Raw genomic sequence first — 26,551 nt, forward strand, 5'->3', positions numbered from 1 at the left:
ATGGGGGGTCAAAAAGGGAAGGATTGCTGACGTCACGTCCCCGTGTGGCAGCTATAATGTTTTGTAATGTAACGCTTTTCTTAAAGCTCCTGCGTCATTGCGCCGCTTTCAGGGCTCCTCGGAGGAGAAGCAAATCCTCCGGCAAAGGCGTCTCCCAGTGCAGTAATTCTCCGGTCCGTGGGTGCTGCAATACCAGCAAATACGCATGCAAGGCCTGCCGCCCCAGCGCGGCCAGAGCTGCTTGTGATTCCGGCCCAAGCTGGTTCGCCTTGGTCTTGAAATGCGGGCCATAGACCGCATCGCCCATCAGGGGATGGCCGATATGGGCGAGGTGGACCCGGATCTGGTGGGTGCGCCCGGTCTCGAGCTCGCAGGCGAGCAGGGTCGCAATCGGCTTGCCGTCGCGCCCGGCAAAGCTCTCCACGGCGTCCCAATGCGTTACCGCCTCGCGGCCGCCCTGGCGCACCGCCATCTTCTCGCGCGCGTGCGGATGGCGGTCGATCGGCGCATCGACGGTGCCGCGATGCCGGCCGGGCACGCCCCAGGCGAAGGCCATGTAGCCGCGGCGCATCTCGCCGGTGCGGCCGTGGTCGGCGAATTGCGCGGTCAGCGAGGCGTGGGCGAGGTCGTTCTTGGCGACCACCATCAGCCCCGTCGTGTCCTTGTCGAGCCGGTGCACGATGCCGGGCCGGCGCACCCCGCCGATGCCCGAGAGCGATGTGCCGCAATGGGCAATCAGCGCATTCACCAGCGTGCCGGTCTCGTGGCCGGCGGCGGGATGCACCACCAGCCCCTTCGGCTTGTTGAGAACGACGATGTCGTCGTCCTCGAACGCGATGTCGAGGGCGATATCTTCCCCCTTCGGCTCCGGCGCAGCCGCCTCCGGCACGTCGATTATGATCGTATCGCCGGATGCGACGTGATAAGCGGGGTCGCGGACCGCGGAGGCCTTCAGGTGTACTGCGCCCGCCAGGATCAGGGCTTTCAGCCTCGACCGCGACAGCTCCGGCAGGCGCGCCGCCAGCACGCGGTCGAGCCGGGCCGAGCCTTCGTCGCCGGCAACGACAACCTCCAACCTTTGCGCAGAGCCTGAGTTTTCCATGACGACGTCTGATACCGCTGTTCCCGAACCGAGCCCCGAGCAGGCCGCGCTGTTTGCGCGGGTGCGGCGGATGATGCTGATCGCGGGGTTGACCACGGCGCTGGCGATCTGCGCCGTGCTGATCGCGGTGGGCTACCGCCTTTTCAAGTCGGAGGGAAGGGCGGTCGAAGCGGCCAGCGACGTCACCGCCATGCTGCCGAAGGACGCCAAAATCGTCTCGACCGGTCTCGCCGGCGACCGCCTCGCGGTCACGCTGGATCTCGGCGGGGTCATCGAGATCCGCACCTTTGACGTCCATACCCTGAAGCCGGCCGGAAGGCTGAAATTCGCCAACGAGCCGTAGGGGCGGCGCGATCTGGGGACCGTGCCCGGTTCGCATTGTCTTGCCACGCAACTTCTGATTTAGCTTTTGCAGGGGAAGTCGGGCCGGGACTGGGAATGGGACGTATCAAGTCACCCGTCATTGCGATGACACTCGTCGTCGGATCGCTCGGCTGCGTTGGATATGCGGCGCTTGCAGAGCCGGCCAAGCAGCCGGCAGCCCCCGCCAAACAGGCTGGACCCGCGGCACCGGCCAGGCAAGCCGCCGCACAAGCCAAGCCGACGGGCTCGCGCCACGCGCGGCTCTATTTCCTGCGCGAGAAGGGCATTTTGGGCGCGATGGGCGGGCTCGCCGCCTCCACTGAGATCCTGATCGACGGCAAGTCCGCCGGAAAGGTCGACATGGGGACGTTCTTCGTCGTCGACCGGCCGCCTGGCCCCGCCAAGATCGCCACCCGCATGAAGCTGGCGATGACGGATTACGAGATCGAAGTCCCGATCGAGGCCGGCAAGACCTATTACTTCGGCGTCGGCACCCGGCGCGGCGGCGCCCCCGTGCAGGATCTGCTCAACCAGGCCGTCTCGGGCAGCAGCGGCGAGCAGATCCGCTCGTCATCGCCCTTTAAGGCCTCTTTCGCCGGCGCGGGCCTGTTCCGGTTTGAGCCCGCCGCTGGCGCCGCCGCGATCGAGAAGCTGAAGACGCCGTGAGTGTTCCCGGCGTTTGCGGGGCGCGAGCGCCTGCAAGGCCGTCGCGCCGTTAAGCCTGAGCCGCACGCGCGGGGCATATCGGCCGATTTCGCACCTGATCGAGGCTTGCCGCCGACAAAATTCGCGGCTATGTCCTGTCCCTCACGCTCCCTTCGTCTAGCGGTTAGGACGCGGCCCTCTCAAGGCTGAAACAGGGGTTCGATTCCCCTAGGGAGCGCCATTGTCTTGAGCCAGCCTTTCCCCTGATCTCCATTGATTGTTCCACCCCTTGGGTGAGCCTGTGGCACTGGCGATCAATATCCGGGCCGACAACAATTCAGCAGGCGAGATCGAGCGGCTGTGGGATCAGGTTGCCGGGTTCGAGGTCGAGCCCTCGATGCGTGCCCTCGGCTACGGACCGCATTTTACATTTGCAATCTACGACGGACCCGAGATCGACGAGAAGACCGCATGGGACGTCATGCTGGGCGCTATTGCCCGCGAGACGCAACTGCGGATCGCGTTCAAACGAATTCGCTGGTTCGAGGGCTCTCGGCTCGTTCTCTGGGCGGAGCCGGAGGTGGACCAAACCCTTGCTCGCATTCACGGCGCCATCAGCGCGGCAATCGATCCAGCGCATTGTCGTCCTCATTATCGGCCCGGCGCTTGGACGCCCCATTGCACGCTCGGCACCGAAGTTGCCGATGAACGGCGCGACGATGCGATTGCCTTTGCACGAGCATTTGATCGCAGCGTTGAAGTGCTGTTCGACGTCGCGGACTGCGTCGTCTTTCCGCCTGTGCGAATCATCGCCGAGCGCAAATTACCGGTCGTCGCTTCGGCCTGATTGATTGCAATACACCAAACTCATGCCGCACAGCCGCTCTCTCACGCGGTGGTGCCGTCGATTGAGCGGCGGATCACCCGCTGCACTTCCGCATTCGACAGAAACAGATCGTGGTTGATGATGCCCCAGCCTTCCGCTGACGCATCGACCACGCGCACGCCGAGCCGCGCGATGACGGCCTTCTCGGCGGCGCCGACCCTGGTCATTCCACCTGCGATTTGTCCGGACAGCGCGAGGGCGCGATCGTTGGTCGAGGCGATCACGGTAATCTTGCCGGCCAGCGGACCGATGCGGTGGATCGCGGACGTAAACACGTCCATGTCGATGTCGGGCGCGGCAAACACGACGCTGCCGATCTTGCCCGTCACCGTGTCGCCGTAGCGCGCATAGAGCTGACGCAGGCTCTCTAGCGTCAGCATGGTTCCCATGCTGTGGGCAACGATGTGCACGCGGCCGCCGCTTGGCGCCGACACCAGCGTAGAGAGCACGCGCTCGAAATCGTCGCGCGACCACATCGCGCTGTCGCGGTCATAGGCATAGTCGAACAGTCCGGCCTTGGAGGGCCAGGAGAACGCCATGGTCCGGCCGCGGAACTTGATCCCCTCGGAGAGGTGGGCGGCATCCAGGACCGCCGTCTCGAATGTCTGTTTGAAGCCGTGCACATAGATCAGCACGTCTCCTCCGCCGTCCTGGGCAACGAGATCGCCGGCGTCGGCCGACATCGGCTCGACCCGATCGAGGCGCCAATCGCCCAGTCCAACCGAGGCGAGAGACAGACGGCTCTCGTCCGGCGCCACCAGCTTCGCCCGCGCGAAGGTCATGCTGGTCGCGCGCTCCGGCCCGAACCAGGGCTTGGCGCGGGCGCCGTTCACCGGCTTGCGCGTGGTGACGACGAGCAATGTCGGATCAACGGAGAGCGACGACGCGTCAAAGCGCGCGCCGGTCGCACCGAGGCCGGCGCATCCGCCGAGCGCGAGAGCGCTGCCTGCCGACGCAAGTCCGCCGAGGAAAGCACGGCGCGAAACAGAATGACGGGAGTCGCGTTGCAGAGGACGTCGGACGATCACTCGGAACCCTCGGGAACTTGCCACCCTAACGCCGCCCCGCCTAGTCCCTGAATGACAATGGGGGCGAGAAGACGGCGGAGCCGTGTCGTCGTTGGTTCAAGTCATTGCGCACGAACACGCCTGATCAGTCGGTGATTTCGATCGAATGGAGCGCGCACCACTCGCGCAAGGCCCGCTTCGTCGCCCTCATTTTCGTAGGCATGCCAGCGATCGATCGCGCCTCGTCGGGCGAGCAGGGACTTGAATTTCTGGTACGCGCCGCGCTTGCCGAAGAAATAGCGGACGTCGTCGAAATCGTCTGGCAGGAACTCGCGGGCAAAAGCGAGCACCAGAGGCTTGCCGAGGTCGAGTTTGCGCTTGTCCGGAAGCGGGATATATCTCTCCTCGTCGTCGATGTCCTCGGGCAGTTCGTCGTTGAGCTCTTCCGCGTCTATAAAATCGGTCTGATAGTAAATCTTTCCGGTCTGTTTGCAGACGAAGGCGCGAAACTCCCCCACGTCGCCATTCGTATTGGCGAACTCGAACGCTGTGCTGATGTCTTGAAACTGCACGGGCATCGGGGTCGCGCCATATCATCGCTACTGTAGCACGCTCAAGCCGCCTCGTAAGACGCGATCTTCTCGATCTGTGGGTGCGAGCACGTATTCCGCCGTTTCGAGGTCGAAACGGCTTTGAATATTCATCCAGAACGCCGCGCCTGTCGTGAAGAATTTTCCCGGCCGCAGCGCAGTGTCGGCCGTGTCGGGTTTTCTTCGCGCGCAATGCGCTCGATCGGCGTGCGCGGCAGGTTCAGAGCAGCCGCGCACGCCCCGGGCGTCAGCTTGAGCGGAACGGGAATTTCTCGCGGAGGATTTCGTCGGCATGAATCGGCGGAAGTTTCCGTGTCATCTGCGACGCTCTATTGGTTGTTCCGCGACTGGCTGGCCCCTGTGTCAATCTACGATCTCCCGCCCGCCGGGCAAAACCCCCGTGTCAATCCCACATATCAAAAATATTCCAGTTTACCGAAATTCGGATTTGTCGTATGTGTCGCTCATCCCTGCCCACCAAGGGGCGGTCGTACGTCGTTTCGAGCGCGGGTTGGGAGTTGGGGTGGACGCGGGCGGCGTTAAAGGCGGAGCTTGCGCGTGCAGGGCGAGATCACCTCGTGAGCATGCGTGACCCGCAAAGACGAACGGCGCTGCTGCGTACGGCGAAGCCGTGTGGTCCTGGCCGTCGTTGCTACGGTCAAGCCTTTCGCGGAGATGCGAGCGAGCCCAACCGGGCAGCCTGCATCATCCAATTCGCGGGGCGAGGGAGGCCAGAGGAAAGTTCGGCTCCCGGGAGAGCACGGCATAGGCCGTAAAACCATCGCGCAGGGAAGGCCTGGTTTCGGCTGCCCTGTGTCTCCCCTGTGCATTGCGTGTGCATCTGTTCAGCACGGGGGTCAATGCGGGTGGCAGCCGGCGCCCGGCCTTCCCTGCGCCCTTTCTTTCCGAGAGGGTGAGGAGAAAAGCAAAACTCGGGCAAATCATGCCGCGAGAATGCGGGCGTGTGTTCGCGATTTCGCCTGCGAATTGACCTCCCTTGCGAGCATGATGCGTCGGCATCGGTGGAGGTGGTCGTTGCTCCCGGAATCTGCCTCAATACGAATTCAGCGCGGAGGAATTTTCGTATGAGCGGCTTGGTGATCTCTGGCGGCCGGGTGGTGGATCCCGCGAGCGGAATGGACGCTATCGGCGACGTGGCGGTGGTGGATGGCAGGATCGCCGCGGTCGGCGCCTCGCTCGGCGGCGCCGAGCGGGTGATCGACGCAACTGGCCTGGTGGTCGCGCCCGGCTTCATCGATCTGCACGCACACGGCCAGTCGCTTCCGGCCGACCGCATGCAGGCCTTCGACGGCGTGACGACGACGCTCGATCTCGAGGCCGGCGTGCTGCCGGTTGCCTCCTGGTATGAACGCCAGGCCAGGAAGGGACGCGTGCTGAACTACGGCGCCGCCACCAACTGGGCGTTCGCGCGCATCGGCGCGATGACGGGCTCGAATGCGGAGAGCTCGCTGGAGGCGTTCGGCAACGCGATGCGCGATCGCCGCTGGATAGACAACGTCGCGAGCGATGCGGAAGTCGCCGGCATTCTCGAGCGCCTTTCGCGCGGCCTCGACGAAGGCGGCATCGGCATCGGCATCTTGAACGCCTACGCGCCGGGCGCGGGCGTGCAGGAGCTGACTGCGGTCTGCCAGCTGGCGGCAGCGAAGGACGTGCCGACCTTCACCCATGTCGCCTTCATGTCGCGCATCGACCCTGAAAGCGCGGTGGAAGCCTATATCCGCCTGATCGGCTATGCCGGCGCCACCGGCGCGCACATGCACATCTGCCATTTCAACTCCTCGAGCAAGACCGACGTCGAGCGTTGCCGCGTGCTGATCGCGAAGGCGCAGGCGCAGGGCCTGCCGATCACCCTCGAAGCCTACCCCTACGGCACCGGCTCCACCGTGCTCGCCGCCGCCTTCTTCAGCGATCCGGAATTCGTCGAGCGCAACGGCACTGCTTACGATTCCGTGCAGCGCGTCACCGACGGATATCGCTTCCACGACCGCGAGGAGCTGTTGAAGGCGCAGGCCGAAGAGCCGTCCTCGCTGGTGCTGTGGCACATCCTCGACACCGAGAACAACGCGCATCACCGCGACCTGCTCGACATCTCGGTGCTCTATCCCGGCGGCGCCATCGCCTCCGACGCGATGCCATGGACGACGTCGGACGGCAAGACATACACCGGCGATGCCTGGCCGCTGCCTGACGATGCCACCTCACATCCGCGCTCGGCCGGCTGCTTTGCGAAATTCATCCGCGAATGGGTGCGCGAGCGCAAGACAGTGTCGCTGCTGGAAGGCGTGCGCAAATGCGCGCTGATCCCGGCGGAAATACTCTCGCAAAGCACGCCCGCGATGCGCGCCAAGGGCAGGCTCGCCAAAGACGCCGATGCCGACATCGTCGTGTTCGACTATGAGAAGCTCTCGGACCGCGCCACCTTCACCGCGATGAACCGTCCGTCCGAAGGCGTGCGGCACCTCGTGGTCAGCGGCCAGGTGCTGATTTCCGACGGAATTCTCGATGTCGCAGCGCGGCCCGGAAAACCCGTGCGCCGTCCCGTCGTCGAGCGCTGACCGATGCCGGTCCCCATTCTCCTGGTGACGGGCTTTCTGGGAGCGGGCAAGACCACGGTCGTGAACCATCTGCTGGCGCACGCGGAGGGACGGCGCATTGCTGCCGTCGTCAACGATTTCGGCGCCATCAACATCGATGCGGAGCTGATCGCGGGCGCCAGCGACGGCGTGGTCAGCCTCGCCAATGGCTGCATCTGCTGCTCGCTCGAAGGCGATCTGTTGCGCACGCTCTCGAGCCTGCTGCGGCGCGATCCGAAGCCCGAATACATCGTCATCGAGACCAGCGGGATCGCCAACCCCGCCGACATCGTCCGCAATCTGATGGATCCCGTGATCCTGCGCGAGGCACCGCTGGAGACGGTGCTCTGCGTAATGGACGCGGCGGCACCGCCTTCCGCGCTGGATGACGCGCTCCAGCGTTCGCAGTTGCGCGCCGCCGATATCGTGGCGCTGACCAAGCTGGATCTAGCGGACGAGGGCGCAGGTGCGCGGATGCATGCCGCCATTCGCGCACAACGCGTTCCAGCCGTGGTGGTCGACGCGCCACACGGCGAGATTCCGTCCGCGCTGCTGTTTCCCGCGGATCTCGATCGCGCGCCCGCGCCGCGCGAGCCGGGGCCGAAGCGCCCGGCGGAGCAACGCTTCGAGACGCTGAGTTGGACCTCGGACCGGCCGCTCTCGCTGGCGCGGCTGCAGCAGGCCATCGGCCGGCTTGCGCCAAAACTTGCGCGCGCAAAGGGCCTGTTCGAGACGGTCGAGCAGCCCGGCCGCCAGATGGTGTTTCAATTCGCCGCCGGCCGCGCCACGCTGGCCCCGGGGGATGCGCCGACGCCCGGCGTGCCGCGCGCGCGGATCGTCTTCATCGTCGAGCTCGGCGTGCTCTCGAAGGCGGAGCTCGATGGGATCATGGAGACGTGCGTTGAGGGCGACTGAAGTGGGCCATCGTGATCGTCTTGCGCCCATCGCTTCAGGCGAATTGCGTCAGCCCGTGGCCGACGGACCAATTCTCCGCGGGCGCATCGAGAACGTTGATGAACACGTCCTCGGGGCGGATGCCCGGGTTCTCGCCGAGCAGGTCCGCGATTCGCCAGTAGAGGGCCTTCTTCTGCTCTGGTGTGCGCGAGGCGAACACGGTGATCTGGATCAGCACGGCGTCCTCGCTACGCGTGACGCCGTAGGCATTGCCGCAGCGGAAGTTTGCGGCGGCATGCTCGGTGATGGCCATGAACGCGTCATCCTCGGGGACGTTCAGTGCCTCGCGCATGGCGCGATAGACGCCGTCGAGAATTGCCTGCCGGTAGGCTTCGGGCTTACCGGCCCGCATCGAGATGTGGAGGAGAGGCATCGCGCGTCCCTTTGCATGCGGGTCCGGCCGATGCGTCGCCGCTGCTCGGCCCGGTGTAAAATGCGGCTATCAATTCCGGTCGGTTTTTGACACGATGTCCAGAAAGCATGTTTTTGACAGCATGTCAAATATCTACCAGAGGAGCAAAGCTTGAGGCCGCGCGAATTCGACCATGATGATGTCCTGCGCATTGCGTTCGACCAGTTCTGGCGCAACGGCGTGCGCGGGGCCTCGATGTCGGACATCGCGCGCGATACCGGCGTCCAGCGCGGCAGCCTCTACAACGCCTTCGGCAGCAAGGAGGCGCTGTTCCTGCAGGCCTATGAACGCTACGCGGGGGATTATCTCGCCGCGCTCCAAAAGGCGCTCGGAGCTGGCTCCTTGCGCAAGCGGCTTACGGCGTTCTTCGATTTGACCGTCACCAATTTCCGATCGGGCACGCCGCCGCGCGGCTGTCCGACCACGCGCGGCTTGATGGAGCTGGGCGCCGCCGAAGGCGAGGGGCTTGATGAAGACGCGCGCCAGGCGTTTGCGGGCCTCATCTCGCGCATTACCGCACTGGTTCAGGACACGTTGTCCGCAGGCGCGGAGCGGGGCGAGTTCAACGGCAATCCTGCGGCCGCGGCGCTGCACATCATCACGGTGACGCGCGGCCTTGCCGTGCTCGAACGTGCCTTCGGCGACGAGCCGCAGCTGCGCAAGATTGCTGCGCACACGATCGATCTCCTGCTCGGCAGGACAGGCGGCTAGATGTCAGCACGAGGCCAGCGCATTGAAGGCCCGCGTTGCCGCATCTTCATTGCCGGCGCCGACGAACTGGCAGACGATGGACTCGAGTTCGTGCGGCTGCTTGCGGCGCGCGACTGCCAGCAATCGCATCAATTCCGCCTCGTCGTTCGACAGGCGGCGGCAGGACGGCGGCATGAAGCACAGCTCGCATGGCCGCCCGCTGCGCATAATCCTGATGAGCGCGGCGGCCCGTGCCACCAGCAGCGGACTGTCGGAAATGCCCGGGGCCTCGTCGGCAAAACGATAAGCGGCTTCCCAGCAGTCGGATGCGCCGGTCGTATAAGCCGCCCCGATGAATCGGAACAGCGACAGCGCGACGCGGCAGAAATCATCATAGCTGTCGACGCAGGGACGGACCGCAAGCGCGGCCTGGAGCCGACAGAGCCGCATTTGGCCGGCGTCGGGGATAGCCGCAGGATCTGGGATCATGAACGATCTCGTCAATGCAGCGTCGGGCTTCCGACCAGCCAGCTCTTCGTCGCCATGGTCCGGTCATGGTCGAAGGAGCGCACATGCCGGTCGGGCAGGACGAGACCTGCCATCCGGAAAATCGTCGCGAGGCCCCGCACGGGCGCGAGCACCCAATCGGCGCCGACCGGCGGCAGCCAGCTCTCGAACCGTTCACGCGCGATGTCGATGCGATCCTGTTGTGCTGCGGCAATGGCGTGCAGAATTCCTTGCTCGCTGTCCGAGATGCGCGGACAAGTCGGGCAGTGCACCTCGATGGCCGTATGGGCCGTGCAGGCAAAAACCTCGATGATGGATTCCAGCGAGAGCACGGCATCGCCGACGTGAAAATGGTCGTACACCTGCTGGATGTCGGCGGCGGTGGGAACGGCGCCGCCGCTGCGCGCCTTGGCCCTGAAGCCCCAGATGAAGAGCCGTTCCGCCGCGCCGAGTGCGGGGAGTTCGAGAGATCCTGGCGATGTCGATGAATGCATGAAGCCTCTGGCACTTGGCTGCGCTCACGCCACAGCTGGCGCTGATGTCTGCATCGATCGTTCTGCCACAGCCCTCTCCAAGTCAACGCGTGGAAGGGCGATATCGAGGTGTTCTAGATTTGAAGAGGTTTACATTCCGATGCGCAGCTGTGTCGTATGAACACGGAAATGGGGCGCGGCCGCGGGCCTTCGGCGGCCGCTTGGGGGAACCCGAATGCTTAAGGCTTTGCTAAGGGGAACGGGTTAAATTGGCCTATCTCTATCGCCAATTTTGCGAGTCCCGATGATTTTCTCCCGCATCAGTTTCAAGCTGGTTCTGATTGTCGGCATCAGCCTCCTCGGCATGATCGCGCTGGTGCCGATCGCGCTGTCGACCCTGCGCTCGCAGATGGTCGCCGATCGTCAGGCCAAGACGCAGCACATGGTGGACGTCGGCTACGGCATCCTTGCCCACTATCAGAAGCTCGAGGGCGAGGGAAAACTCCCGCGCGAGCAGGCCCAGGCTGCCGCCATGGCTGAAATCAAGAGCCTGCGTTACGACAAGGTCGAGTATTTCTGGATCAACGACATGACCCCCAAGATGGTCATGCACCCGATCAAGCCGGAGCTCGACGGCAAGGATCTCTCCGGGATGAAGGATCCGTCCGGTAACGCGCTGTTCGTCGGCTTCGTTGACGTCGTGAAAAAGCAGGGCGCGGGCTTCTACAGCTATCTCTGGCCGAAGCCTGGCTTCGATCAGCCGGTCGGGAAGATCTCCTATGTGAAGGGCTTTGCGCCCTGGGGCTGGATCATCGGCACGGGCATCTATCTCGACGACGTCGACGCCGTCTTCCGCCAGGCCGCGACGACGTTCGGCTATGTCTGTCTGGCCGTGCTGCTCCTGGTCCTCGGCGCGTCCTTCGTGGTCGGTCGCAGCGTCACCCGGCCACTGGCAAAAATCACCGCGCTAACCGAGCGCCTTGCCGCCGGCGACAGCGCCTTCGAGGTGCCCTATACCGACCGCAACAACGAGGTCGGCGGGCTTGCCAAGGCGCTGGCCGTGTTCAAGGACAACGCATCGGCGGTCGGCCGGATGCATGCCGAGCAGCAGGAGCTGAAGCTGCGCGCCGACGAGGAGAAGCGAAAGGCCATGGCCGATCTCGCCGGCAAGTTCGAGGCGAGCGTCCAAGCCGTCGTCCGCGACGTCTTCAACGAGGCTCGCGCGATGCAGCAGGCCGCGCAGGGCATGTCGGAGACCGCGAACAGGGCGAGCGACCGCGCGAGCTTCGTCGCATCCGCCTGCCAGCAGGCCTCGAGCAACGTGCAGACGGTGGCCTCCGCCGCCGGCGAATTGTCGTCCTCGATATCGGAGATCAGCCAGCGCGTCGCGCAGGCCGCGACCGTGGCCGACAAGGCCGCCGCCGACGGACAGCGCACCAACGACACCGTACAGGGGCTGGCTGCGGCCGCGCACAAGATCGGCGAGGTCATCGACCTCATCAACCAGATCGCCTCGCAGACCAATCTGCTCGCGCTCAACGCCACCATCGAGGCGGCGCGCGCCGGCGAAGCTGGCAAGGGCTTTGCGGTGGTCGCGAGCGAAGTGAAGTCGCTGGCGAGCCAGACCGCAAAGGCGACCGACGAGATCGGCGCGCAGATCACCGCGATCCAGGCCGAGACCAAACAGGTCGTCGGCAACATCGAGAGCATCCGCGCTACCATCATGGAGGTCAACGAGATCTCCTCCTCGATCGCCGCCGCCGTCGAGGAGCAGGGCGCGGCCACGCAGGCGATCGCCCACAGCGTGCAGGAGGCGGCTTCCGGCACCGACCAGGTCTCGCAAAATATCTCCGGCGTGACCGACGCGACCGCGGAGACCGGAAAGGCCGCCGGCGTCGTGCTGCAATCGAGCGGCCGGCTGACCCAGAAGCTGCAATCCCTCGAAAACGAGGTCAGCACCTTCGTCGCGGGCGTGCGGGCGGCGTAACGAAAAGCGCTGCAAGACGGCTGGTATTTCCGCGTCGCGGCATCGGCCGCGACGTCGACGCTGTTTCTCTTGACATGACCTCTGCTGTGCTCGACGTGTAACGACGTCGCGTGACGGCACGTTCGTGCCCACGCGAAAAGAAAAGCAGCGCGGGGAGACGTCATGAGCGCAGGTCTCAACGAACAGGACTATCTCGCCACCTTGCGGCGCCTGTGGGACAAGGCCTGGCCAAAGGGCATGCCGCGCTCGCCGAACTATCTGCACGGCGAAGTTCCCTTGACGGAATATCTGCGGGCCTGGGCGAAGCACAGTCCGGAGCGGCCCGCGGTGATCTTCTACGGTCACGTCATCACCTACGCAGAACTCGACCATCAGAGCGACCGTCTTGCGGCGCTGTTGCAGGCCAGGGGCGTCGGCAAGGGCGACCGCGTCGCCGTGTTCCTCCCGAACTGCCCGCAATTCCACATCGTGTTCTTCGGCATTTTGAAGCTCGGCGCGATCCACGTTCCCGTTAGCCCGCTGTCCCGCGCGTTCGAGCTGGCTTACGAGCTCAACGACACCCAGGCCGAGGTGATCGTGGCTCTCGATCAACTCGTCCCCATCGTCGAGCAAGTGAAGGGTGAGGTGCGGCTGCGGGAAATCATCGTCACCAGCTTCGCCGACGTCGTGCCGGCAACGCCCGCGTTCCCCGCGCCGGACTCGATCCGCACGCCGCGCGTCGCAGTCCCGGGAGCGACCGATCTGTTGCCCGCACTTGCCGCAACGCCCGCATCATCGCCCCTGCCGCCGCCCGGACTCGATGACGTTGCAGCTCTCAATTACACCGGCGGCACCACCGGCATGCCCAAGGGTTGCGTCCACTCCCATCGCGATATGGTCTACACGGCTGCCGCCAACTACGGCATCTCGGTCGCGTCGGACGAGAGCAGCGTGTTCCTGTCGTTCTTTCCCGAGTTCTGGATCGCGGGCGAGAATTTCGGCCTGATCTTCCCGCTGTTCTCCGGCGGCACGCTGGTCCTGCTCGCGCGCTGGGACGCTGTCGGCGCGATGGCGGCGATCGACAAATACAAGGTCACGATCACCGCGATGCCGGTCGACAGCGCCGTCGAGATGATGGACCATCCGCGCTGGAGCGAGTTCGACCTGTCGTCCTTGAAGCAGGTGCGCGTCGTTTCCTTCGTCAAGAAGCTCAACGCCGAATACCGCAAGCGCTGGAAGGATCTCACCGGCACGATCTTGATGGAGGCCGCCTGGGGCATGACGGAGACCCACACCTCCAACACCTTCACATCAGGATTCCAGGACGACGATTTCGACCTCAACAATCAGCCAATCTTCGTCGGCCTGCCGGTGCCCGGCGCCGAATTCAAGATCACCGATTTCGACACCGGCGCGCTGTTGCCGCTCGGTGCGGAAGGCGAGATCCGCGTGCGCACGCCGTCGCTGCTCAAGAGCTATTGGAATAAGCCGGAGGCGACCGCCGAGTCGCTCGTCGACGGCTGGCTGCGCACCGGTGACATCGGGAACATCGACAAGGACGGCTTCCTGCACTTCCTCGGCCGCCGCAAGGAGATGCTGAAGGTCAAGGGCATGAGCGTGTTTCCGCCCGAGATCGAGGCGTTGCTGGGACAGCATCCGAAGGTGCTGGGCTCGGGCGTGGTCGGGCGCGACGACCCTGACAAGGGCCAGGTGCCGGTCGCCTATATCCAGCTCAAGCCGGAGGCGGTCGGCACCATCTCTGCGGAAGACCTGCGCGCCTGGTGTGCCGAGCGCATGGCCGTCTACAAGGTCCCGGAGATACGCATCATTGAAGCCCTGCCTCTGACGGCCACGGGCAAAGTGAAGAAGCAGGACCTCGATCCGAACTTGCCTGCTGCTGTCTGAGTGAGAGATCTGATGGCCTTCAAGAAGCTCCTGATTGCCAATCGCGGCGAGATCGCCATCCGCATCGCGCGCGCGGCGGCCGATGCCGGCATCGCGACCGTTGCGGTTCATCCTGCCGACGATGCGCTGTCGCTGCACGTGCGTGTTGCCGATGACGCCGTCGAAATCCCCGGCCGCGGCGCCCGGGCCTATCTCGATATCGATGCGGTCGTGAAGGCGGCGAAGCGCGTCGGCTGCGATGCCGTGCATCCCGGTTACGGCTTCCTCAGCGAGAACGCGGCGTTCGCCAAGGCGTGTGCGGACGCAGGCATCGTTTTCGTCGGGCCGAAGCCTGCGGCGCTGGACCTGTTCGGCGACAAGGTTGCGGCACGGCAATTGGCAAAGCGCTGCGGCGTCCCCATCATCGCCGGAACCAGCGGGCCGTCCACGCTGGAGGAAATTTCGGCGTTCTTCAGCTCGCTCGATGGCAATGCGGCGATCATGATCAAGGCGATGGCTGGCGGCGGCGGCCGCGGCATGCGCGTGGTGCAGAGGGCGTCCGATCTTGCAGAAGCCTATGCGCGCTGCCAGTCCGAGGCCAAGGCCGCGTTCGGCTTCGACGGCGTCTATGCCGAGCGGCTGATCCGGCAGGCGCGCCATATCGAGGTGCAGATCATCGGCGACCATCACGGTGCGATCTCCCATCTCTGGGAGCGCGAATGCACAATCCAGCGCCGGCACCAGAAACTGATCGAGGTGGCGCCGAGTCCCTCGCTGAGCGATGCCTTGCGGGGCCGCATCATCGATGCGGCAAAGCAGCTCGCCACTGCAGCGTCCTATGACAATCTCGGCACCTTCGAGTTCCTCGTCGACGGCACCGCCCAGGATAGCTTTGCCTTCATCGAGGCCAATCCGCGGCTTCAGGTCGAGCACACCGTCACCGAAGAGGTGCTCGGGCTCGACCTCGTCCGCGCCCAGCTCGCCGTTGCTGCGGGCGTAACGCTGGCCTCGCTCGGCTTGGCGCAAGGCTCCATCCCGAAGCCGCGCGGCCATGCCATGCAACTGCGCGTCAACATGGAGACGCTGGACGAGACGGGCGCGACGCATCCGACTGGCGGCGTGCTCGCATTGTTCGAACCGCCATCGGGGCCTGGCGTGCGCGTCGATAGTTTTGGTTACGCGGGCTACAAGACCAGCGCGGCCTTTGATTCTCTGCTGGCAAAAGTCATCGTGCATACGCCGGGCGAAGCCTGGCATGACGTCGTCGCCAAGGCCTCGCGCGCCTTGCGTGAGTTCCGGATCGACGGCGTCGTCACCAACATCGCCTTCCTCCAGGCGGTGCTCGCGCATCCCGATTTCAGGACCAACCGCATCGCGACCGACTTCATCGATCGCAATATTGCAAAGCTCGTGGACGCGGCCGACGGCCCGGCCAAGCCGCTCTACTTCGCCGCAACCGAGCGAAGCGGTGGCCACGGCGCGGAGGCCCAAATTGCGCAAATCGTGCCGGAAGGCGCGGTGAGGGTCGCAGCGCCCTTGCAGGGAACCATCGTCACCATCCAGGTAAAGGAAGGCGAGATCGTGCGTCCCGGGCAGCAGCTTGCCGTGATCGAATCCATGAAGATGGAGCACCTCGTGATGGCCGAGCAGGGCGGCCGGGTCATGAAGCTCGCCGCCGGTGACGGCGCCACGCTGATGCATGGCGAAGCCATCATGTATCTCGAGCCGCTCGACGTTGCCGCCGACAGCACGGCCGCGGAAGCCGATATCGATCTCGATCACATCCGTCCCGATCTCGCCGAGCTGATCGCGCGTCAGGCCAACACGCTGGATGCGAACAGGCCGTCCTCGGTCGAGCGCCGCCGCAACACCAACCAGCGCACCGCCCGCGAGAACGTCGCCCAGCTCGTCGACGAAGGCTCGTTCATGGAGTACGGCAGCCTTGCGATTGCGGCGCAGCGGCGTCGCCGCAAGCTCGACGATCTCATCAAGAACACGCCAGCCGACGGCTTGGTGATGGGCGTTGCCACCGTGAATGCGGGGGAGTTCGGACCCGAAGGGGCGCGCTGCATCGTCGTGGCCTACGACTACACCGTGCTCGCGGGCACGCAGGGCCACATGAACCACAAGAAGATCGACCGCATGCTGACGCTTGCGGAAGACTGGCGTGTGCCGCTGGTGTTCTATGCCGAAGGCGGCGGCGGCCGGCCCGGCGACACCGACCGGCTCGGCATGACCGGGCTCGACGGCCCGTCCTTCGTGCAATTCGCAAGGCTCTCCGGCCTCGTCCCGGTCGTGGGCGTGGTTTCCGGCTATTGCTTCGCCGGCAACGCCGCGATGCTCGGCTGCTGCGACGTCATCATTGCGACCAAGAACGCCTCGATCGGCATGGGCGGCCCCGCCATGATCGAGGGCGGGGGCCTCGGCGTCTATCATCCGGCCGAGGTTGGGCCTGTTACGTTTCAGTCGCCGAACGGCGTCATCGACATCCTCGTCGAAGACGAGGAGGAGGCAACGCGCGTCGCGCAGAAGTACCTGTCCTATTTCCAGGGTGCGGTGACGGAGTGGCAGGCCGCCGACCAGCGCCTGCTCCGCCGCGCCATCCCCGAGAACCGGCTGCGCGTCTACGACATCCGCAGCGTGATCGATCTCGTCGCCGACACGGATAGCGTGCTGGAGCTGCGCCGCGACTACGGCCTCGGCATGATCACGGCGTTGATCCGCATCGAGGGCAAGCCGTTCGGCCTGATCGCCAACAACCCGCGCCATCTCGGCGGCGCCATCGATGCCGATGCCGGCGACAAGGCCGCGCGCTTCCTCCAGCTCTGCGATGCCTACGACCTTCCCATCGTCTCGCTCTGCGACACGCCCGGCTTCATGGTCGGCCCCGAAGCCGAAAAGACCGCGATCGTGCGCCACGTCTCGCGCATGTTCGTGACCGGTGCCAGCCTCACCGTGCCGCTGTTTGGCATCGTGCTGCGCAAGGGCTATGGGCTCGGCGCGCAGTCGATGATCGGCGGCGGCTTCCACGCCTCTTTCTTCACCGCGGCCTGGCCGACCGGCGAGTTTGGCGGCATGGGCCTGGAGGGCTATGTCCGCCTCGGCTTCCGCAAGGAGATGGAGGCGATCGCCGATCCCGAAGAGCGCGAGACCTACTACCGCAACAAGGTCGCCGAGCTCTATGCCAACGGCAAGGCGGTCTCGATCGCCTCGGTGTTCGAGATCGACAACGTCATCGACCCCGCCGAAACGCGGCGCTGGATCATGGCGGGCCTGCGGTCCGTGCCGAAGCCGCCTGCCAGGACGGGAAAGAAGCGGCCGTGTATCGATACGTGGTGAGGGCGGTGCAGCAATAGATGAAGCCGTCATTCCGGGGCGCGCCCAGCGAACTACGGTGCGCAGTTGCGCACCTGAGAATCTCGAGATCCCAGGTTCGGCTCTTCGAGCCGCCCCGGGAAGACGATCGAGAGAGGTGCGCCTTCCCCGTTCCCGGTTCCGGATTGACTTCCCCGCCTGTGGTGCCAGACTTTGCGCAAAAATACAGGGTGGAGACGTCCGCGATGGCCAGCCTGTCGGCCTCGAACCATGTCGCCCGGGTCTTGTCCGTCGCCAATCATGTGGCCGACGTCGATGCCTCTTCGCGCATTGCCAATTCCTGGCGGCGGTCCCTGATCAACCACAAGCTCGATCCCGCCCGGCTGGGTCCGCCACAGACGCTGACCGAAGCCGAGGTCCGGCATGTCGCCCAGCCCATGGAGGAGACGATACGGCTCGCCACGTCCGAGCTCGAGGATCTCGCCCGTGTGCTGCGGGATGCCGGCTATTGCGTCAATCTCGCTGATGCCAACGCGACCATGCTGTTCAGCCGCCTGCCGGGCGAGGCCGACACCGAGATATTCCTGCGCTGGAAGGTCTATACCGGCTCGAATTTTTCGGAGGCCCATGAAGGCACCAACGGGCTCGGCACCTGTCTTGCGGAACAAAAACCGATCCTGGTTCATCGCGACGAGCATTTTCGCGAGCAGTGGGGCATCTTCTCCTGCGCGGTGACGCCGCTGTTCGACCAGACCGGCCGCATCGTCGCCGCCGTCAACATCACCTCATGCCGTGATGACCTCAGCCGCGCCGCGCACCAGCTCGCGCTCGCGATCACGATGCAGGCAACGCGCCGCATCGAGGGCGCGATCTTTCGCGACCATTTCCGTGGCGCCTGGATCGCCACCGTCCCGGGTGAAGGCGGCAGCGGCCTGCTCGCCTATGACGACGATCGCCGCGTCGTGGGCGCATGCCGGTCCGCGCGCGCACTGCTGGGCCTCACCGACGGCTTGATTGCTTCCGGAATCGACCTGTCGCGCTACATCAAGTTCGACCATCACGCGGCGCGGCACGAGGGCGATATCGTCCAGCTGCGCCGCGCCGATGGCAGTCCGTTGGGGCAGGGTCAGATCGCGCCACCGCAGCGCGCGCGGCCGCTCACCAACCGCCGCGATCCGCCCGTCGATCGCTTCGATGCGCTGCATCGGCTCGCCGGCGGCGACCCCGGCCTGATCGGAAGCGTGAAACGGCTGATGGGCGTCGGCGATCACAATCTGCCGGTGCTGCTGCAGGGCGAGACGGGCGTCGGTAAGGACGTGTTCGCGCGCGCCATTCACGCGGCGAGCAACCGGGCGCGCAACAATTATGTCGCGCTGAATTGCGCGGCGATGCCCGAGAGCCTGATCGACGCCGAACTGTTCGGCTACGAGGCCGGCGCCTTCACCGGCGCGCGCCGCGACGGCTCGAAGGGCCTGATCGTGCAGGCCGATGGCGGGACGCTGTTCCTCGACGAAATCGGCGACATGCCGATCGCGCTGCAGACGCGGCTGTTGCGCGTGCTGGAGAACCGCGAGGTCTGGCCGCTCGGCGCGCTGAAACCCGTGCCGGTCGACATTCGCCTGATCAGCGCCACCCATCGCGATCTCGGCCGCATGGCCGAGGAGGGCGCCTTCCGGGCCGATCTTTATTTCCGTCTGCGCGGTCTCGCCGTGCGGCTGCCGGCCCTGCGCCAGCGCGCCGACCGCGACGATATCATCCGCCAGATCGCGCGCGAGGAAGCGCCGAACTGCCGCCTTTCGGAGGACGCCTGGTCGCTGCTGTCGGCCTATCCGTTCCCCGGGAACATGCGACAGCTCCGGCATGTGCTGCGGCTCGCCGGCTGCACGGCGGAGGACGGCGTCATCACCGACGCCGACCTCGATCTCCCGCCGTTCGGTGGAAGGGCAACGGAGCCGGATCTGGCAGCGGCCGAACGCGCTGCAATCGTGGAGGCGCTACGCAAGCATGGCGGTCATGTGACTGAAGCGGCGCGCGCGCTAAAACTCAGCCGTGCCACGCTGTATCGGAAGATCAAGCAGTTGAAGATCGAGACGGCGCAGTAGGGTGTTTCCCTCTCCCCTTGTGGGAGAGAGGGTGGCTCGCCGCGTAGCGGCGAGACGGGTGAGGGGTCTGCTTCCGCGCGTGACTCTCGTCTTCTGGATTCGCGGAGAGAACCCCTCATCCGGCGCTTCGCGCCACCTTCTCCCACAAGGGGAGAAGGGAAGAGGGCAGCGAAGTCGCGGCCGCTTCCTACGAAAAATCGCTCCAGCTCAGATGCCGCGAATCGCGGTCGCCGACTGTGACGGTGTCGCGGATTTCGCGAGGTGCGTGGAAACTGCTGCGCAGATACACGAGCGGCGCGGCTCCGTCGGAATGCGATGTGCCGCGTACCTCGCCGATGAAGATCGAATGCGTCGTCGTCTCGAATTCCTGCGCCAGCACGCAGTCGAACGCGGCGACCGCGTCCGTCAGCACGGGCGCGCCGGTCGCCCCGCGCGTCCACTGACCGAACGCAAAACGCTCGTCGCCGTTGACGCCCTTCTGGCCGCTGAAGGTGAGCGCGAGCAGTGCGTGGTCCTCGTGCAGGAAGTTGACCGCGAACGCGCCTTCCTCGCGGATGCGTGCATGTGCGCTGGCGTTACGGTTGACGCAGACGATTAGCGACGGCGGTGAGTCCGACAGTGAGCAGGCCGAGGTCACCGTCAGCCCCGTGCGCTTGCCGTGCTCGGCGCCGACCGTCACCAGCGCGACGGCGCCGGCGCACTGCCGCATCGCCTGCTTGAAATCCGTTGCGTCCACGCTCACGCGGAAATCTCCGAAATGGATGCGGGTGCGGCACGATCGCGCCGCACCCGCCGGCGGTCAAGCCGCCTTCTTTGCGGAGCCGAGATGCGCAAGGCGCGGCATCACCTCGTTCTTCAGCAGCGACAGCGAATGGTGCCAGGCTTCAGCCTTGTGCTTGTAGTCGAAGCCGAACACCAGCAGCACGCCGAAGCCGCCGACCTCCTCGTAGATCTTCTCGATCTTTTCGGCGACGGTCGCGGGCGAGCCGACGATCCAGTTCCGCTTGGCGCAATATTCGACGGTGACGTCGCTATCAGGCACATCAGGCGCGTGCTTCAGATAATCCTTGAAGCCGAAATGGCCGAGCAGCGGCAGGAAGTACTCGCTCATCATCCGGCCCATCATGTCGCCGGTGGAGAGCTTCCAGGCCTCCTCGTCGGTGTCGGCCACGAACACCTCGCGCACCAGCCGCCAATCCGCGCGGTTCGGCTTGCGTCCGGTCTTGGCGGCGCCGATCTCAACCGAATCCCAATGACTGCCGACATAGGCCGGATTGAGATTGAGGCTCATCGGGATGAAGCCGCGTTCGCCGGCGAGCTTCAGCGTGTCCGAGTTCTTCGATAATCCGGCAACGCCAATCGGCGGATGCGGCGTTTGCAACGGCTTGATGTGGGGCTTGAGGAACTCGAACATCGTGTCCGGCTTGGTCACCGTCCAGAACTTGCCCTTGTAGGTCCAGGGCGCGGGATCGCTCCACATTTTCAGAATGATTTCCAGCGCCTCGCGCGTCATGTCGCGGTTCTGTCCGCTCATGCCGTCGACGTTGAACATCGCCCAGTCGCTCGGCAACCCCGATGCGGCGACGCCGAAATTGAGCCGGCCCTCGGAGAGATGGTCGAGCATGGCGACGCGGTTGGCGAGCTCGGCCGGGTGGTGATAGGGCAAGAGGAAGCCGCCCGGTCCGATGCGGATATTCTTGGTCTGCATCAGCGCCTGCGCGATCAGCAGGTCCGGCGTGGGATTGGGTTCCCAGGGCGCGGTGTGGTGCTCGCCGACCCAGGCTTCCTGATAGCCGAGCTCGTCGAGCCAGCGCATGACCTGCAGGTCCCAATCGTTCCCTTCTTTCAGGCCGCACTCCGGCGGGTGCGAAGGCATCGTGAAATAGCCGATCTCCATGGAGTTCCTCATCTGATGTTGACGCGTCTTGTTGCGCGGTTCACGGGCGTGAGCGGAGACGCTTTAGCAAGCAGTGTGCCAGCGCCAGCGGCACCTCAGACCTGCGAGAAAAGGCTGGTTTGCGGCCGCGATAGCCGATATCCCGGGGCAGATTTGCGAGGGCTTGTCTCATTGTCGCGAGACGGTGTCTTGCCGGTGAGACGAGGATACGGATTGCGATGACTGAACCTGCCTATGTCGCGGTGGACTGGGGCACCAGCAGCTTCCGGCTCTGGCTGATCGACCGCACCGGCAAGGTGTTAGCCGAACGTCGCAGCGACGAGGGCATGCTGGCCGCCGCGCAGACGGGTTTTCCCGCCGTGCTGCAAGCGCATCTTGCGGCCGTCGAAGCGCCGATCCATCTGCCGGTTCTCGTCTGCGGCATGGCCGGCGCCAAGACCGGCTGGGTCGAAGCCGGCTATGTCGACACGCCGGCGCCATTGTCGTCGATCCTGAAGCAGGCCGCACGCGTGCCCGGCGAAGCGCGCGAGATTCGCATTCTGCCGGGTATCGCGCAGCGCGATACAAAAGCGCCGGACGTGATGCGGGGCGAGGAAACCCAGCTGCTCGGCGCGCTCGGCCTCGATGCTGTCGGCGAAGCGCTGGTCTGCATGCCCGGCACGCATTCGAAATGGGTGCGCGTCAAAGGGGGCATTGTCGAACGTTTCTCCACCTTTATGACCGGCGAGCTCTTCAGCGTCATTTCGCGCGAGAGCATCCTGTCTCTCGCGGTCGCGGGCGCCGAGGAGGCCGAGGATGTCGCGAGCTTCAAGGCGGCGGTCAAAGCCGCCTACGCGGCGCCGGCCTTTGCCGCCAATCTGTTGTTCGGTGCGCGGTCACGCCAGTTGCTGTTCGGCGGCACGCCCGCCGCGGCGCGCGAGACGCTGTCGGGCACGTTGATCGGCGTGGAGCTTGCGGCCGGGCTCTCCGGCACCGTGCCGCAGGCTGGTATCGAACTGATCGCCTCGGGGCGGCTTGCGATGCTGTATCGGCTGGCGTTCGAGGCGCTGTCGGTCGCGGTGACCCCAAACGATGCGGAGGAAGCCGTTCGCCGCGGCCTGTCGATAGCGGCTGCCGCAATCTGGACCAAGTGAAAGGATTCTTGAGATGACCGTTCCCTTTCCGCCGATGAAGCGGCCGCTGGTCGCGATCCTGCGCGGCGTCAAGCCCGACGAGACTGAGACCATCCTCGGCGTGCTGATCGAAGCCGGCATCACCGCGATCGAGATCCCCCTGAACTCGCCCGATCCATTCCGCTCGATCGCAACGGCCGTGAAGCAGGCGCCGTCAGGCGTGCTGATCGGCGCCGGCACGGTGCTGACCACCGCGGATGTCGATCGCCTCAACGACGTCGGCGGCAGACTGATGGTCTCGCCGAATGTCGACACGCAAGTGCTGGTGCGTGCCCATCAGTACGCCATGGTCACGCTGCCCGGCGTGTTTTCGCCGACCGAGGCGCTGCTTGCCGCGCGCTCCGGCGCATCGGGATTGAAGTTCTTCCCGGCGAGCGTGCTCGGTGCCTCCGGCATTGCCGCGATCAAGGCGGTGCTGCCATCGGGCGTGATGATCGCTGCCGTCGGCGGGGTCTCCGACCAGAATTTCGCGGAATACATCAAGGGCGGCGTGACCGCCTTCGGGCTCGGCTCCAGCCTCTACAAGCCTGGCATGACGGCAACGGAGGTGGCCGCTCGCGCAAAGTTGACGATCGATGCTTACGATCGGGCGATTGCGAAAGCCTGAGCCGGCAATAAACAAGCCGTGATGCCGTCACGGTCGCGCGTTATCCTATCCTGCGTGACCAGCGAGATCAGGAGACGACATGGCGATCAACAACGTGGCCGATCTGTTCGTGGCAACGCTCGAACAGGCCGGCGTCAAGCGCATCTACGGCATTGTCGGCGACAGCCTGAACGCCCTGAACGAGGCGCTGCGCCGCCGCGGCACGATCGAATGGATCCATGTCCGCCACGAGGAGGTCGCCGCGTTCGCCGCCGCCGGCGAAGCGGAGATGACCGGCAGCCTTGCGGTGTGTGCGGGGTCCTGCGGCCCCGGCAATCTGCATCTGATCAACGGCCTGTTCGACGCGCATCGCAGCCGCGTTCCCGTGCTGGCGATCGCCGCGCAGATCCCGACAGCCGAGATCGGCGGCGGCTACTTCCAGGAAACCCATCCGCAAAACCTGTTCCGCGAATGCAGCCATTATTGCGAGCTGGTCTCCGACCCGAGCCAGCTTCCCTTCGTGCTGGAGAACGCCATCCGCGCAGCCGTGGGCCTGCGCGGCGTCGCCGTCGTCGCCATGCCCGGCGACGTCGCGTTCCGCAGCCCGCCGAAGCGCGCGCTGTCGACGGCGCGCGGCCTCAGCGTGCCGGCGCCGGAGGTGGTGCCGCAGGCGGATGAGCTAAAGGCGCTCGCCGATCTCCTCAACGGCGCCGAGCGCATCACGCTGTTCTGCGGCCGCGGCTGCGCCGGTGCGCACGCGCCGTTGATGCAGCTTGCGGAGGCGCTAAAGAGCCCGATCGTGCATGCGCTCGGCGGCAAGGAGCATGTCGAATACGACAACCCTTACGACGTCGGCATGACCGGCTTTATCGGTTTTTCCTCGGGCTACGCGGCCATGCACGCGTGCGACGCGCTGGTGATGCTCGGCACCGACTTTCCCTACAAACAGTTTTTCCCGGCCGATTGCCAGATCGCGCAGATCGACATCCGCCCGGAAAATCTCGGGCGACGGTGCAAGATCGATCTCGGCCTCGTCGGCGACGTCAAGCTCACCATCGAGGCGCTGCTGCCGTTGCTCAAAGCAAAGACGCAGCGCAAGCATCTCGACGATGCGGTCGCCCATTACAAGAAGGCGCGCGAAGGGCTCGATTCGCTCGCCAAAGGCACGCCGGGAAGCAAGCCGATCCATCCGCAATATCTGGCAAAAGTCATCAGCGATCACGCGGCCGCCGATGCCGTGTTCACCGCCGATGTCGGCACGCCGACGGTGTGGGCCGCGCGGTATCTGGACATGAATGGCCGCCGGCGGCTGATCGGCTCTTTCATCCACGGCTCGATGGCCAACGCGATGCCGCAAGCGATCGGCGCTCGGGCCGCCCAGCCCGGTCGACAAGTGATTTCGCTCTCCGGCGACGGCGGCTTCACCATGCTGATGGGCGATCTGATCACGCTGACGCAGATGAAGCTGCCGGTGAAGGTGGTCGTCTTCAACAACGGCGTGCTCGGCTTCGTCGCGCTGGAGATGAAGGCCGCCGGCTTCGTCGACACCAATGTCGACCTGGACAATCCTGATTTCGCTGCAATGGCACGCGCGATGGGCATCTTTGCCAAACGCGTCGAGGACCCCGGCGAGCTTCCCGGTGCGGTGAAGGAGATGCTGGCCCATAACGGGCCGGCGCTGCTCGACGTCGTCACGGCCAAGCAGGAACTGTCGATGCCGCCGACCATCACCACCGAGCAGATCAAGGGCTTCAGCCTCTGGGTACTGCGCGCAGTGATGAACGGCCGCGGCGACGAGGTGCTTGACCTCGCGAAGACCAACCTGCTGCCGCGTTGATTTCGGCTGTGACGGCTCGGTTCACCTCTCCCGAAGGGAGAGGCCGGATCGCATCGAAAGATGCGATCCGGGTGAGGGGTCACGGTGTTGCTGAGTGCTGCGGCCCCTCACCCGGATTGCTGCGCAGTCTGACATCTCCCCGCTGGGGAGAGGTGAAGGTCCGCCAGTGCAGCACGATCCCAACGAGCAGGGCCGGCAGGAAGCCGAGGACGATCAGGAAATGCGGCAGCTGCGCCGGTGAGACGAAGGCGATGGCGATGTCCGAGATCAGCCACAGTGCTGCGAACATCACCGCAAAGTCAGTTCGCGGGCAGCGCAAATAGTAGAACACGGCGGTGATGACGATCGCGGGGCCGATCGCAACGCCGATCATGATCGCCGTCAGCTCCTTCGGCGTCAACGCGTCGAGCATCATCGAGGCCAGCAGCCAGAGCGCGGCGAACATGGCGACGATGTCGAGTGGATGCCGCAATCCAATACCTCTCGCAGGGACGCGCTATCGTTGTGGCCGGAACTGCGGCCGTCAAGCCAAAAGGCGCTTATTCCTCGTCACTTCCCGGCGTCGGGCGCAGCATGAAATGGCCGAAGGCAGTGGCGATCGGCTTGTTCGCATCATCCTGCCAGGCGCGCGCCTCGAAGGCGACGATGCGCCGTCCCTGCTTCACGATCGAGACGTCGGCAAAGCTGTCGAGGGCGCGGCCGGAACGCAAATAATTGACGGTGAGGCCGATCGGCTTCGGCGGCGCGGCGGTGCCGAGCTCGCGCGCCACGCCGACGATCGCGGTGGTCTCGAGCAAGGCCCCTGTCATGCCGCCATGGATCGCAGGCAGGATCGGGTTGCCGATGATCACAGGCGAAAACGGCATCGTCAGCGTGCCGTCCTCGTTGGCGCGGATGCCGAGGCAGCGCGCAAAGGGGCTGCGCGCGAACGGGCCGTCCGGATCCTCCGGCGCCTCCAGCGTCGGGACGCTCAGCGCATCCATCCTGCGCTCGGCGAGCATGTTGGTGCGGTTGGCGCCGATCATGAAGCAGGCGGTCGCGGTCGCCACCGGATCGTCCTCGGATTCCTGATAGGCGGTGGAGCGCACGAAAGCGATCGAGCGTGTGGTGCGGTAGCAGACCGAATGCGCCTTGATGTCGAGGCCTGGCGTCGCCGGCTTCTGGTAGTCGATGCGCAGGTCCAGGGTTGCGATCGCGCTTGTGCCGTCGAGCGCAAGCTGCACCGCCATGCCGCAGCTCTCGTCCAGCATCGCGGTGACGACGCCGCCATGCAGCACGCCGGTCTCGGTGTCGCCGACGAAGACGGGCCGGTAGGGCAGGCTCGACCAGGCCTCAGCCGGAGCAAAACGGTCGAGCTGGAGCCCGCTGATATGGCCGTAGTCGGAGCGGCGGCCCTTGATCGCGTCGGCGAGTTCCTCGAACGGAAGTGTGGTCGGTGAGCTGGACATAACGAGGTTCTAGACCAGTGTCGGGCGCGGCGCAAAATCCCGAAAATGCGTCCCAGGGCGGGTATGCCCGGGGACGGTTTGGCCTCGACAGAGCGGGCCGAAGCAACGATGGTGGGCGCCT

At 65.3% G+C, this 26,551-nt stretch carries 23 protein-coding genes and 1 tRNA gene; 14 read left to right on the forward strand and 10 right to left on the reverse strand.

The annotated features are described in order from the left end of the window. Window positions 1-94: 94 nt before the first annotated feature. A complete protein-coding gene (locus IVB28_RS28535; protein ID WP_247530753.1) occupies window positions 95-1,102 on the reverse strand; it encodes an RluA family pseudouridine synthase in 1,008 nt (335 codons plus the stop codon). On the opposite strand from IVB28_RS28535, the gene IVB28_RS28540 reads away from it, so the two are divergent. The 4 genes from IVB28_RS28540 to IVB28_RS28555 all read left to right on the forward strand — a co-directional run bounded on the left by IVB28_RS28540 (window position 1,101) and on the right by IVB28_RS28555 (window position 2,957). Continuing rightward, entirely contained in the window at window positions 1,101-1,445 is a 345-nt protein-coding gene (locus IVB28_RS28540; protein WP_247530755.1) for a hypothetical protein, read from the forward strand. The genes IVB28_RS28535 and IVB28_RS28540 overlap by 2 nt on opposite strands. A gap of 95 nt (window positions 1,446-1,540) precedes the next feature. Then, the gene (locus IVB28_RS28545) at window positions 1,541-2,131 is read left to right on the forward strand and encodes a DUF2846 domain-containing protein (RefSeq protein WP_247530757.1); all 591 of its coding nucleotides are present in this window, start codon (window positions 1,541-1,543) and stop codon (window positions 2,129-2,131) included. 145 nt (window positions 2,132-2,276) lie between these two features. Continuing rightward, window positions 2,277-2,351, forward strand: a tRNA-Glu gene (locus tag IVB28_RS28550). Between the two features lie 60 nt (window positions 2,352-2,411). Then, entirely contained in the window at window positions 2,412-2,957 is a 546-nt protein-coding gene (locus IVB28_RS28555; RefSeq protein ID WP_247530759.1) for a 2'-5' RNA ligase family protein, read from the forward strand. Window positions 2,958-2,998: 41 nt separating this feature from the next. Here IVB28_RS28555 and IVB28_RS28560 read toward each other — a convergent pair whose 3' ends face one another. Together IVB28_RS28560 and IVB28_RS28565 are read right to left on the reverse strand one after the other, a co-directional pair. After that, a complete protein-coding gene (locus tag IVB28_RS28560; protein ID WP_247530762.1) occupies window positions 2,999-4,024 on the reverse strand; it encodes an alpha/beta fold hydrolase in 1,026 nt (341 codons plus the stop codon). Window positions 4,025-4,125: 101 nt separating this feature from the next. Then, window positions 4,126-4,581 carry a hypothetical protein gene (locus IVB28_RS28565; RefSeq protein ID WP_247530764.1) on the reverse strand — a complete coding sequence of 152 codons (456 nt, stop codon included), beginning with the start codon at window positions 4,579-4,581 and terminating at the stop codon, window positions 4,126-4,128. A 1,058-nt stretch (window positions 4,582-5,639) separates the two neighbouring features. Here IVB28_RS28565 and IVB28_RS28575 point away from each other — a divergent pair. Both IVB28_RS28575 and IVB28_RS28580 read left to right on the forward strand, forming a co-directional pair. Then, entirely contained in the window at window positions 5,640-7,169 is a 1,530-nt protein-coding gene (locus IVB28_RS28575) for an amidohydrolase family protein (protein ID WP_346730777.1), read from the forward strand. A 3-nt stretch (window positions 7,170-7,172) separates the two neighbouring features. Beyond that, window positions 7,173-8,102: a GTP-binding protein gene (locus IVB28_RS28580; protein ID WP_247530767.1), complete on the forward strand. Its 930-nt coding sequence runs from the start codon at window positions 7,173-7,175 to the stop codon at window positions 8,100-8,102. Between the two features lie 34 nt (window positions 8,103-8,136). Here IVB28_RS28580 and IVB28_RS28585 read toward each other — a convergent pair whose 3' ends face one another. Next, window positions 8,137-8,514 carry a tautomerase family protein gene (locus IVB28_RS28585; RefSeq protein ID WP_247530769.1) on the reverse strand — a complete coding sequence of 126 codons (378 nt, stop codon included), beginning with the start codon at window positions 8,512-8,514 and terminating at the stop codon, window positions 8,137-8,139. Window positions 8,515-8,664: 150 nt separating this feature from the next. On the opposite strand from IVB28_RS28585, the gene IVB28_RS28590 reads away from it, so the two are divergent. Next, the gene (locus IVB28_RS28590; protein ID WP_247530771.1) at window positions 8,665-9,264 is read left to right on the forward strand and encodes a TetR/AcrR family transcriptional regulator; all 600 of its coding nucleotides are present in this window, start codon (window positions 8,665-8,667) and stop codon (window positions 9,262-9,264) included. A gap of 3 nt (window positions 9,265-9,267) precedes the next feature. Here the strand turns inward: IVB28_RS28590 and IVB28_RS28595 are convergent, their stop codons facing one another. Further along, window positions 9,268-9,732: a hypothetical protein gene (locus IVB28_RS28595; RefSeq protein WP_247530773.1), complete on the reverse strand. Its 465-nt coding sequence runs from the start codon at window positions 9,730-9,732 to the stop codon at window positions 9,268-9,270. Between the two features lie 11 nt (window positions 9,733-9,743). Then, window positions 9,744-10,244: a hypothetical protein gene (locus tag IVB28_RS28600; RefSeq protein WP_247530775.1), complete on the reverse strand. Its 501-nt coding sequence runs from the start codon at window positions 10,242-10,244 to the stop codon at window positions 9,744-9,746. Window positions 10,245-10,527: 283 nt separating this feature from the next. Between IVB28_RS28600 and IVB28_RS28605 the strand changes: the two genes are divergently transcribed. The 4 genes from IVB28_RS28605 to IVB28_RS28620 all read left to right on the forward strand — a co-directional run bounded on the left by IVB28_RS28605 (window position 10,528) and on the right by IVB28_RS28620 (window position 19,490). After that, on the forward strand, window positions 10,528-12,210 hold the full coding sequence (locus IVB28_RS28605) for a cache domain-containing protein (protein WP_247530777.1): 1,683 nt from the start codon (window positions 10,528-10,530) through the stop codon (window positions 12,208-12,210). A gap of 162 nt (window positions 12,211-12,372) precedes the next feature. Next, complete coding sequence (locus IVB28_RS28610; RefSeq protein WP_247530779.1) at window positions 12,373-14,094, forward strand: AMP-binding protein; 1,722 nt, start codon at window positions 12,373-12,375, stop codon at window positions 14,092-14,094. A gap of 12 nt (window positions 14,095-14,106) precedes the next feature. Further along, complete coding sequence (locus IVB28_RS28615; protein WP_247530781.1) at window positions 14,107-17,412, forward strand: carboxyl transferase domain-containing protein; 3,306 nt, start codon at window positions 14,107-14,109, stop codon at window positions 17,410-17,412. Between the two features lie 221 nt (window positions 17,413-17,633). After that, complete coding sequence (locus tag IVB28_RS28620) at window positions 17,634-19,490, forward strand: sigma-54-dependent Fis family transcriptional regulator (protein WP_247530783.1); 1,857 nt, start codon at window positions 17,634-17,636, stop codon at window positions 19,488-19,490. 187 nt (window positions 19,491-19,677) lie between these two features. Here the strand turns inward: IVB28_RS28620 and IVB28_RS28625 are convergent, their stop codons facing one another. Further along, window positions 19,678-20,232 carry a flavin reductase family protein gene (locus IVB28_RS28625; RefSeq protein WP_247530785.1) on the reverse strand — a complete coding sequence of 185 codons (555 nt, stop codon included), beginning with the start codon at window positions 20,230-20,232 and terminating at the stop codon, window positions 19,678-19,680. Window positions 20,233-20,289: 57 nt separating this feature from the next. Beyond that, window positions 20,290-21,387 carry an LLM class flavin-dependent oxidoreductase gene (locus tag IVB28_RS28630; protein ID WP_247530787.1) on the reverse strand — a complete coding sequence of 366 codons (1,098 nt, stop codon included), beginning with the start codon at window positions 21,385-21,387 and terminating at the stop codon, window positions 20,290-20,292. Window positions 21,388-21,605: 218 nt separating this feature from the next. Here IVB28_RS28630 and IVB28_RS28635 point away from each other — a divergent pair, with 218 nt between their 5' ends. From IVB28_RS28635 to poxB, 3 genes are all read left to right on the forward strand, one after another. Next, the gene (locus IVB28_RS28635; RefSeq protein ID WP_247530789.1) at window positions 21,606-22,520 is read left to right on the forward strand and encodes a 2-dehydro-3-deoxygalactonokinase; all 915 of its coding nucleotides are present in this window, start codon (window positions 21,606-21,608) and stop codon (window positions 22,518-22,520) included. 13 nt (window positions 22,521-22,533) lie between these two features. Further along, complete coding sequence (locus tag IVB28_RS28640) at window positions 22,534-23,166, forward strand: 2-dehydro-3-deoxy-6-phosphogalactonate aldolase (RefSeq protein WP_247530791.1); 633 nt, start codon at window positions 22,534-22,536, stop codon at window positions 23,164-23,166. A 79-nt stretch (window positions 23,167-23,245) separates the two neighbouring features. After that, entirely contained in the window at window positions 23,246-24,982 is a 1,737-nt protein-coding gene (poxB, locus tag IVB28_RS28645) for a ubiquinone-dependent pyruvate dehydrogenase (protein ID WP_247530792.1), read from the forward strand. 79 nt (window positions 24,983-25,061) lie between these two features. On the opposite strand, the gene IVB28_RS28650 is transcribed toward poxB, so the two are convergent. Next, window positions 25,062-25,454: a hypothetical protein gene (locus IVB28_RS28650; RefSeq protein ID WP_247530793.1), complete on the reverse strand. Its 393-nt coding sequence runs from the start codon at window positions 25,452-25,454 to the stop codon at window positions 25,062-25,064. Between the two features lie 67 nt (window positions 25,455-25,521). After that, the gene (locus tag IVB28_RS28655; protein ID WP_247530794.1) at window positions 25,522-26,430 is read right to left on the reverse strand and encodes a PaaI family thioesterase; all 909 of its coding nucleotides are present in this window, start codon (window positions 26,428-26,430) and stop codon (window positions 25,522-25,524) included. Between the last annotated feature and the right edge of the window lie 121 nt (window positions 26,431-26,551).

Source organism: Bradyrhizobium sp. 199 (assembly GCF_023073355.1).
Classification (GTDB): Bacteria; Pseudomonadota; Alphaproteobacteria; order Rhizobiales; family Xanthobacteraceae; genus Bradyrhizobium.

Coding starts and splice junctions, on each gene's coding strand:
- IVB28_RS28540 (WP_247530755.1), top strand. CDS start 1,101: ATGACGACGTCTGATACCGCTGTTCCCGAACCGAGCCCCGAGCAGGCC.
- IVB28_RS28535 (WP_247530753.1), bottom strand. CDS start 1,102: ATGGAAAACTCAGGCTCTGCGCAAAGGTTGGAGGTTGTCGTTGCCGGC.
- IVB28_RS28545 (WP_247530757.1), top strand. CDS start 1,541: ATGGGACGTATCAAGTCACCCGTCATTGCGATGACACTCGTCGTCGGA.
- IVB28_RS28565 (WP_247530764.1), bottom strand. CDS start 4,581: ATGCCCGTGCAGTTTCAAGACATCAGCACAGCGTTCGAGTTCGCCAAT.
- IVB28_RS28580 (WP_247530767.1), top strand. CDS start 7,173: ATGCCGGTCCCCATTCTCCTGGTGACGGGCTTTCTGGGAGCGGGCAAG.
- IVB28_RS28585 (WP_247530769.1), bottom strand. CDS start 8,514: ATGCCTCTCCTCCACATCTCGATGCGGGCCGGTAAGCCCGAAGCCTAC.
- IVB28_RS28595 (WP_247530773.1), bottom strand. CDS start 9,732: ATGATCCCAGATCCTGCGGCTATCCCCGACGCCGGCCAAATGCGGCTC.
- IVB28_RS28600 (WP_247530775.1), bottom strand. CDS start 10,244: ATGCATTCATCGACATCGCCAGGATCTCTCGAACTCCCCGCACTCGGC.
- IVB28_RS28605 (WP_247530777.1), top strand. CDS start 10,528: ATGATTTTCTCCCGCATCAGTTTCAAGCTGGTTCTGATTGTCGGCATC.
- IVB28_RS28610 (WP_247530779.1), top strand. CDS start 12,373: ATGAGCGCAGGTCTCAACGAACAGGACTATCTCGCCACCTTGCGGCGC.
- IVB28_RS28615 (WP_247530781.1), top strand. CDS start 14,107: ATGGCCTTCAAGAAGCTCCTGATTGCCAATCGCGGCGAGATCGCCATC.
- IVB28_RS28620 (WP_247530783.1), top strand. CDS start 17,634: ATGGCCAGCCTGTCGGCCTCGAACCATGTCGCCCGGGTCTTGTCCGTC.
- IVB28_RS28630 (WP_247530787.1), bottom strand. CDS start 21,387: ATGGAGATCGGCTATTTCACGATGCCTTCGCACCCGCCGGAGTGCGGC.
- IVB28_RS28635 (WP_247530789.1), top strand. CDS start 21,606: ATGACTGAACCTGCCTATGTCGCGGTGGACTGGGGCACCAGCAGCTTC.
- IVB28_RS28640 (WP_247530791.1), top strand. CDS start 22,534: ATGACCGTTCCCTTTCCGCCGATGAAGCGGCCGCTGGTCGCGATCCTG.
- poxB (WP_247530792.1), top strand. CDS start 23,246: ATGGCGATCAACAACGTGGCCGATCTGTTCGTGGCAACGCTCGAACAG.
- IVB28_RS28655 (WP_247530794.1), bottom strand. CDS start 26,430: ATGTCCAGCTCACCGACCACACTTCCGTTCGAGGAACTCGCCGACGCG.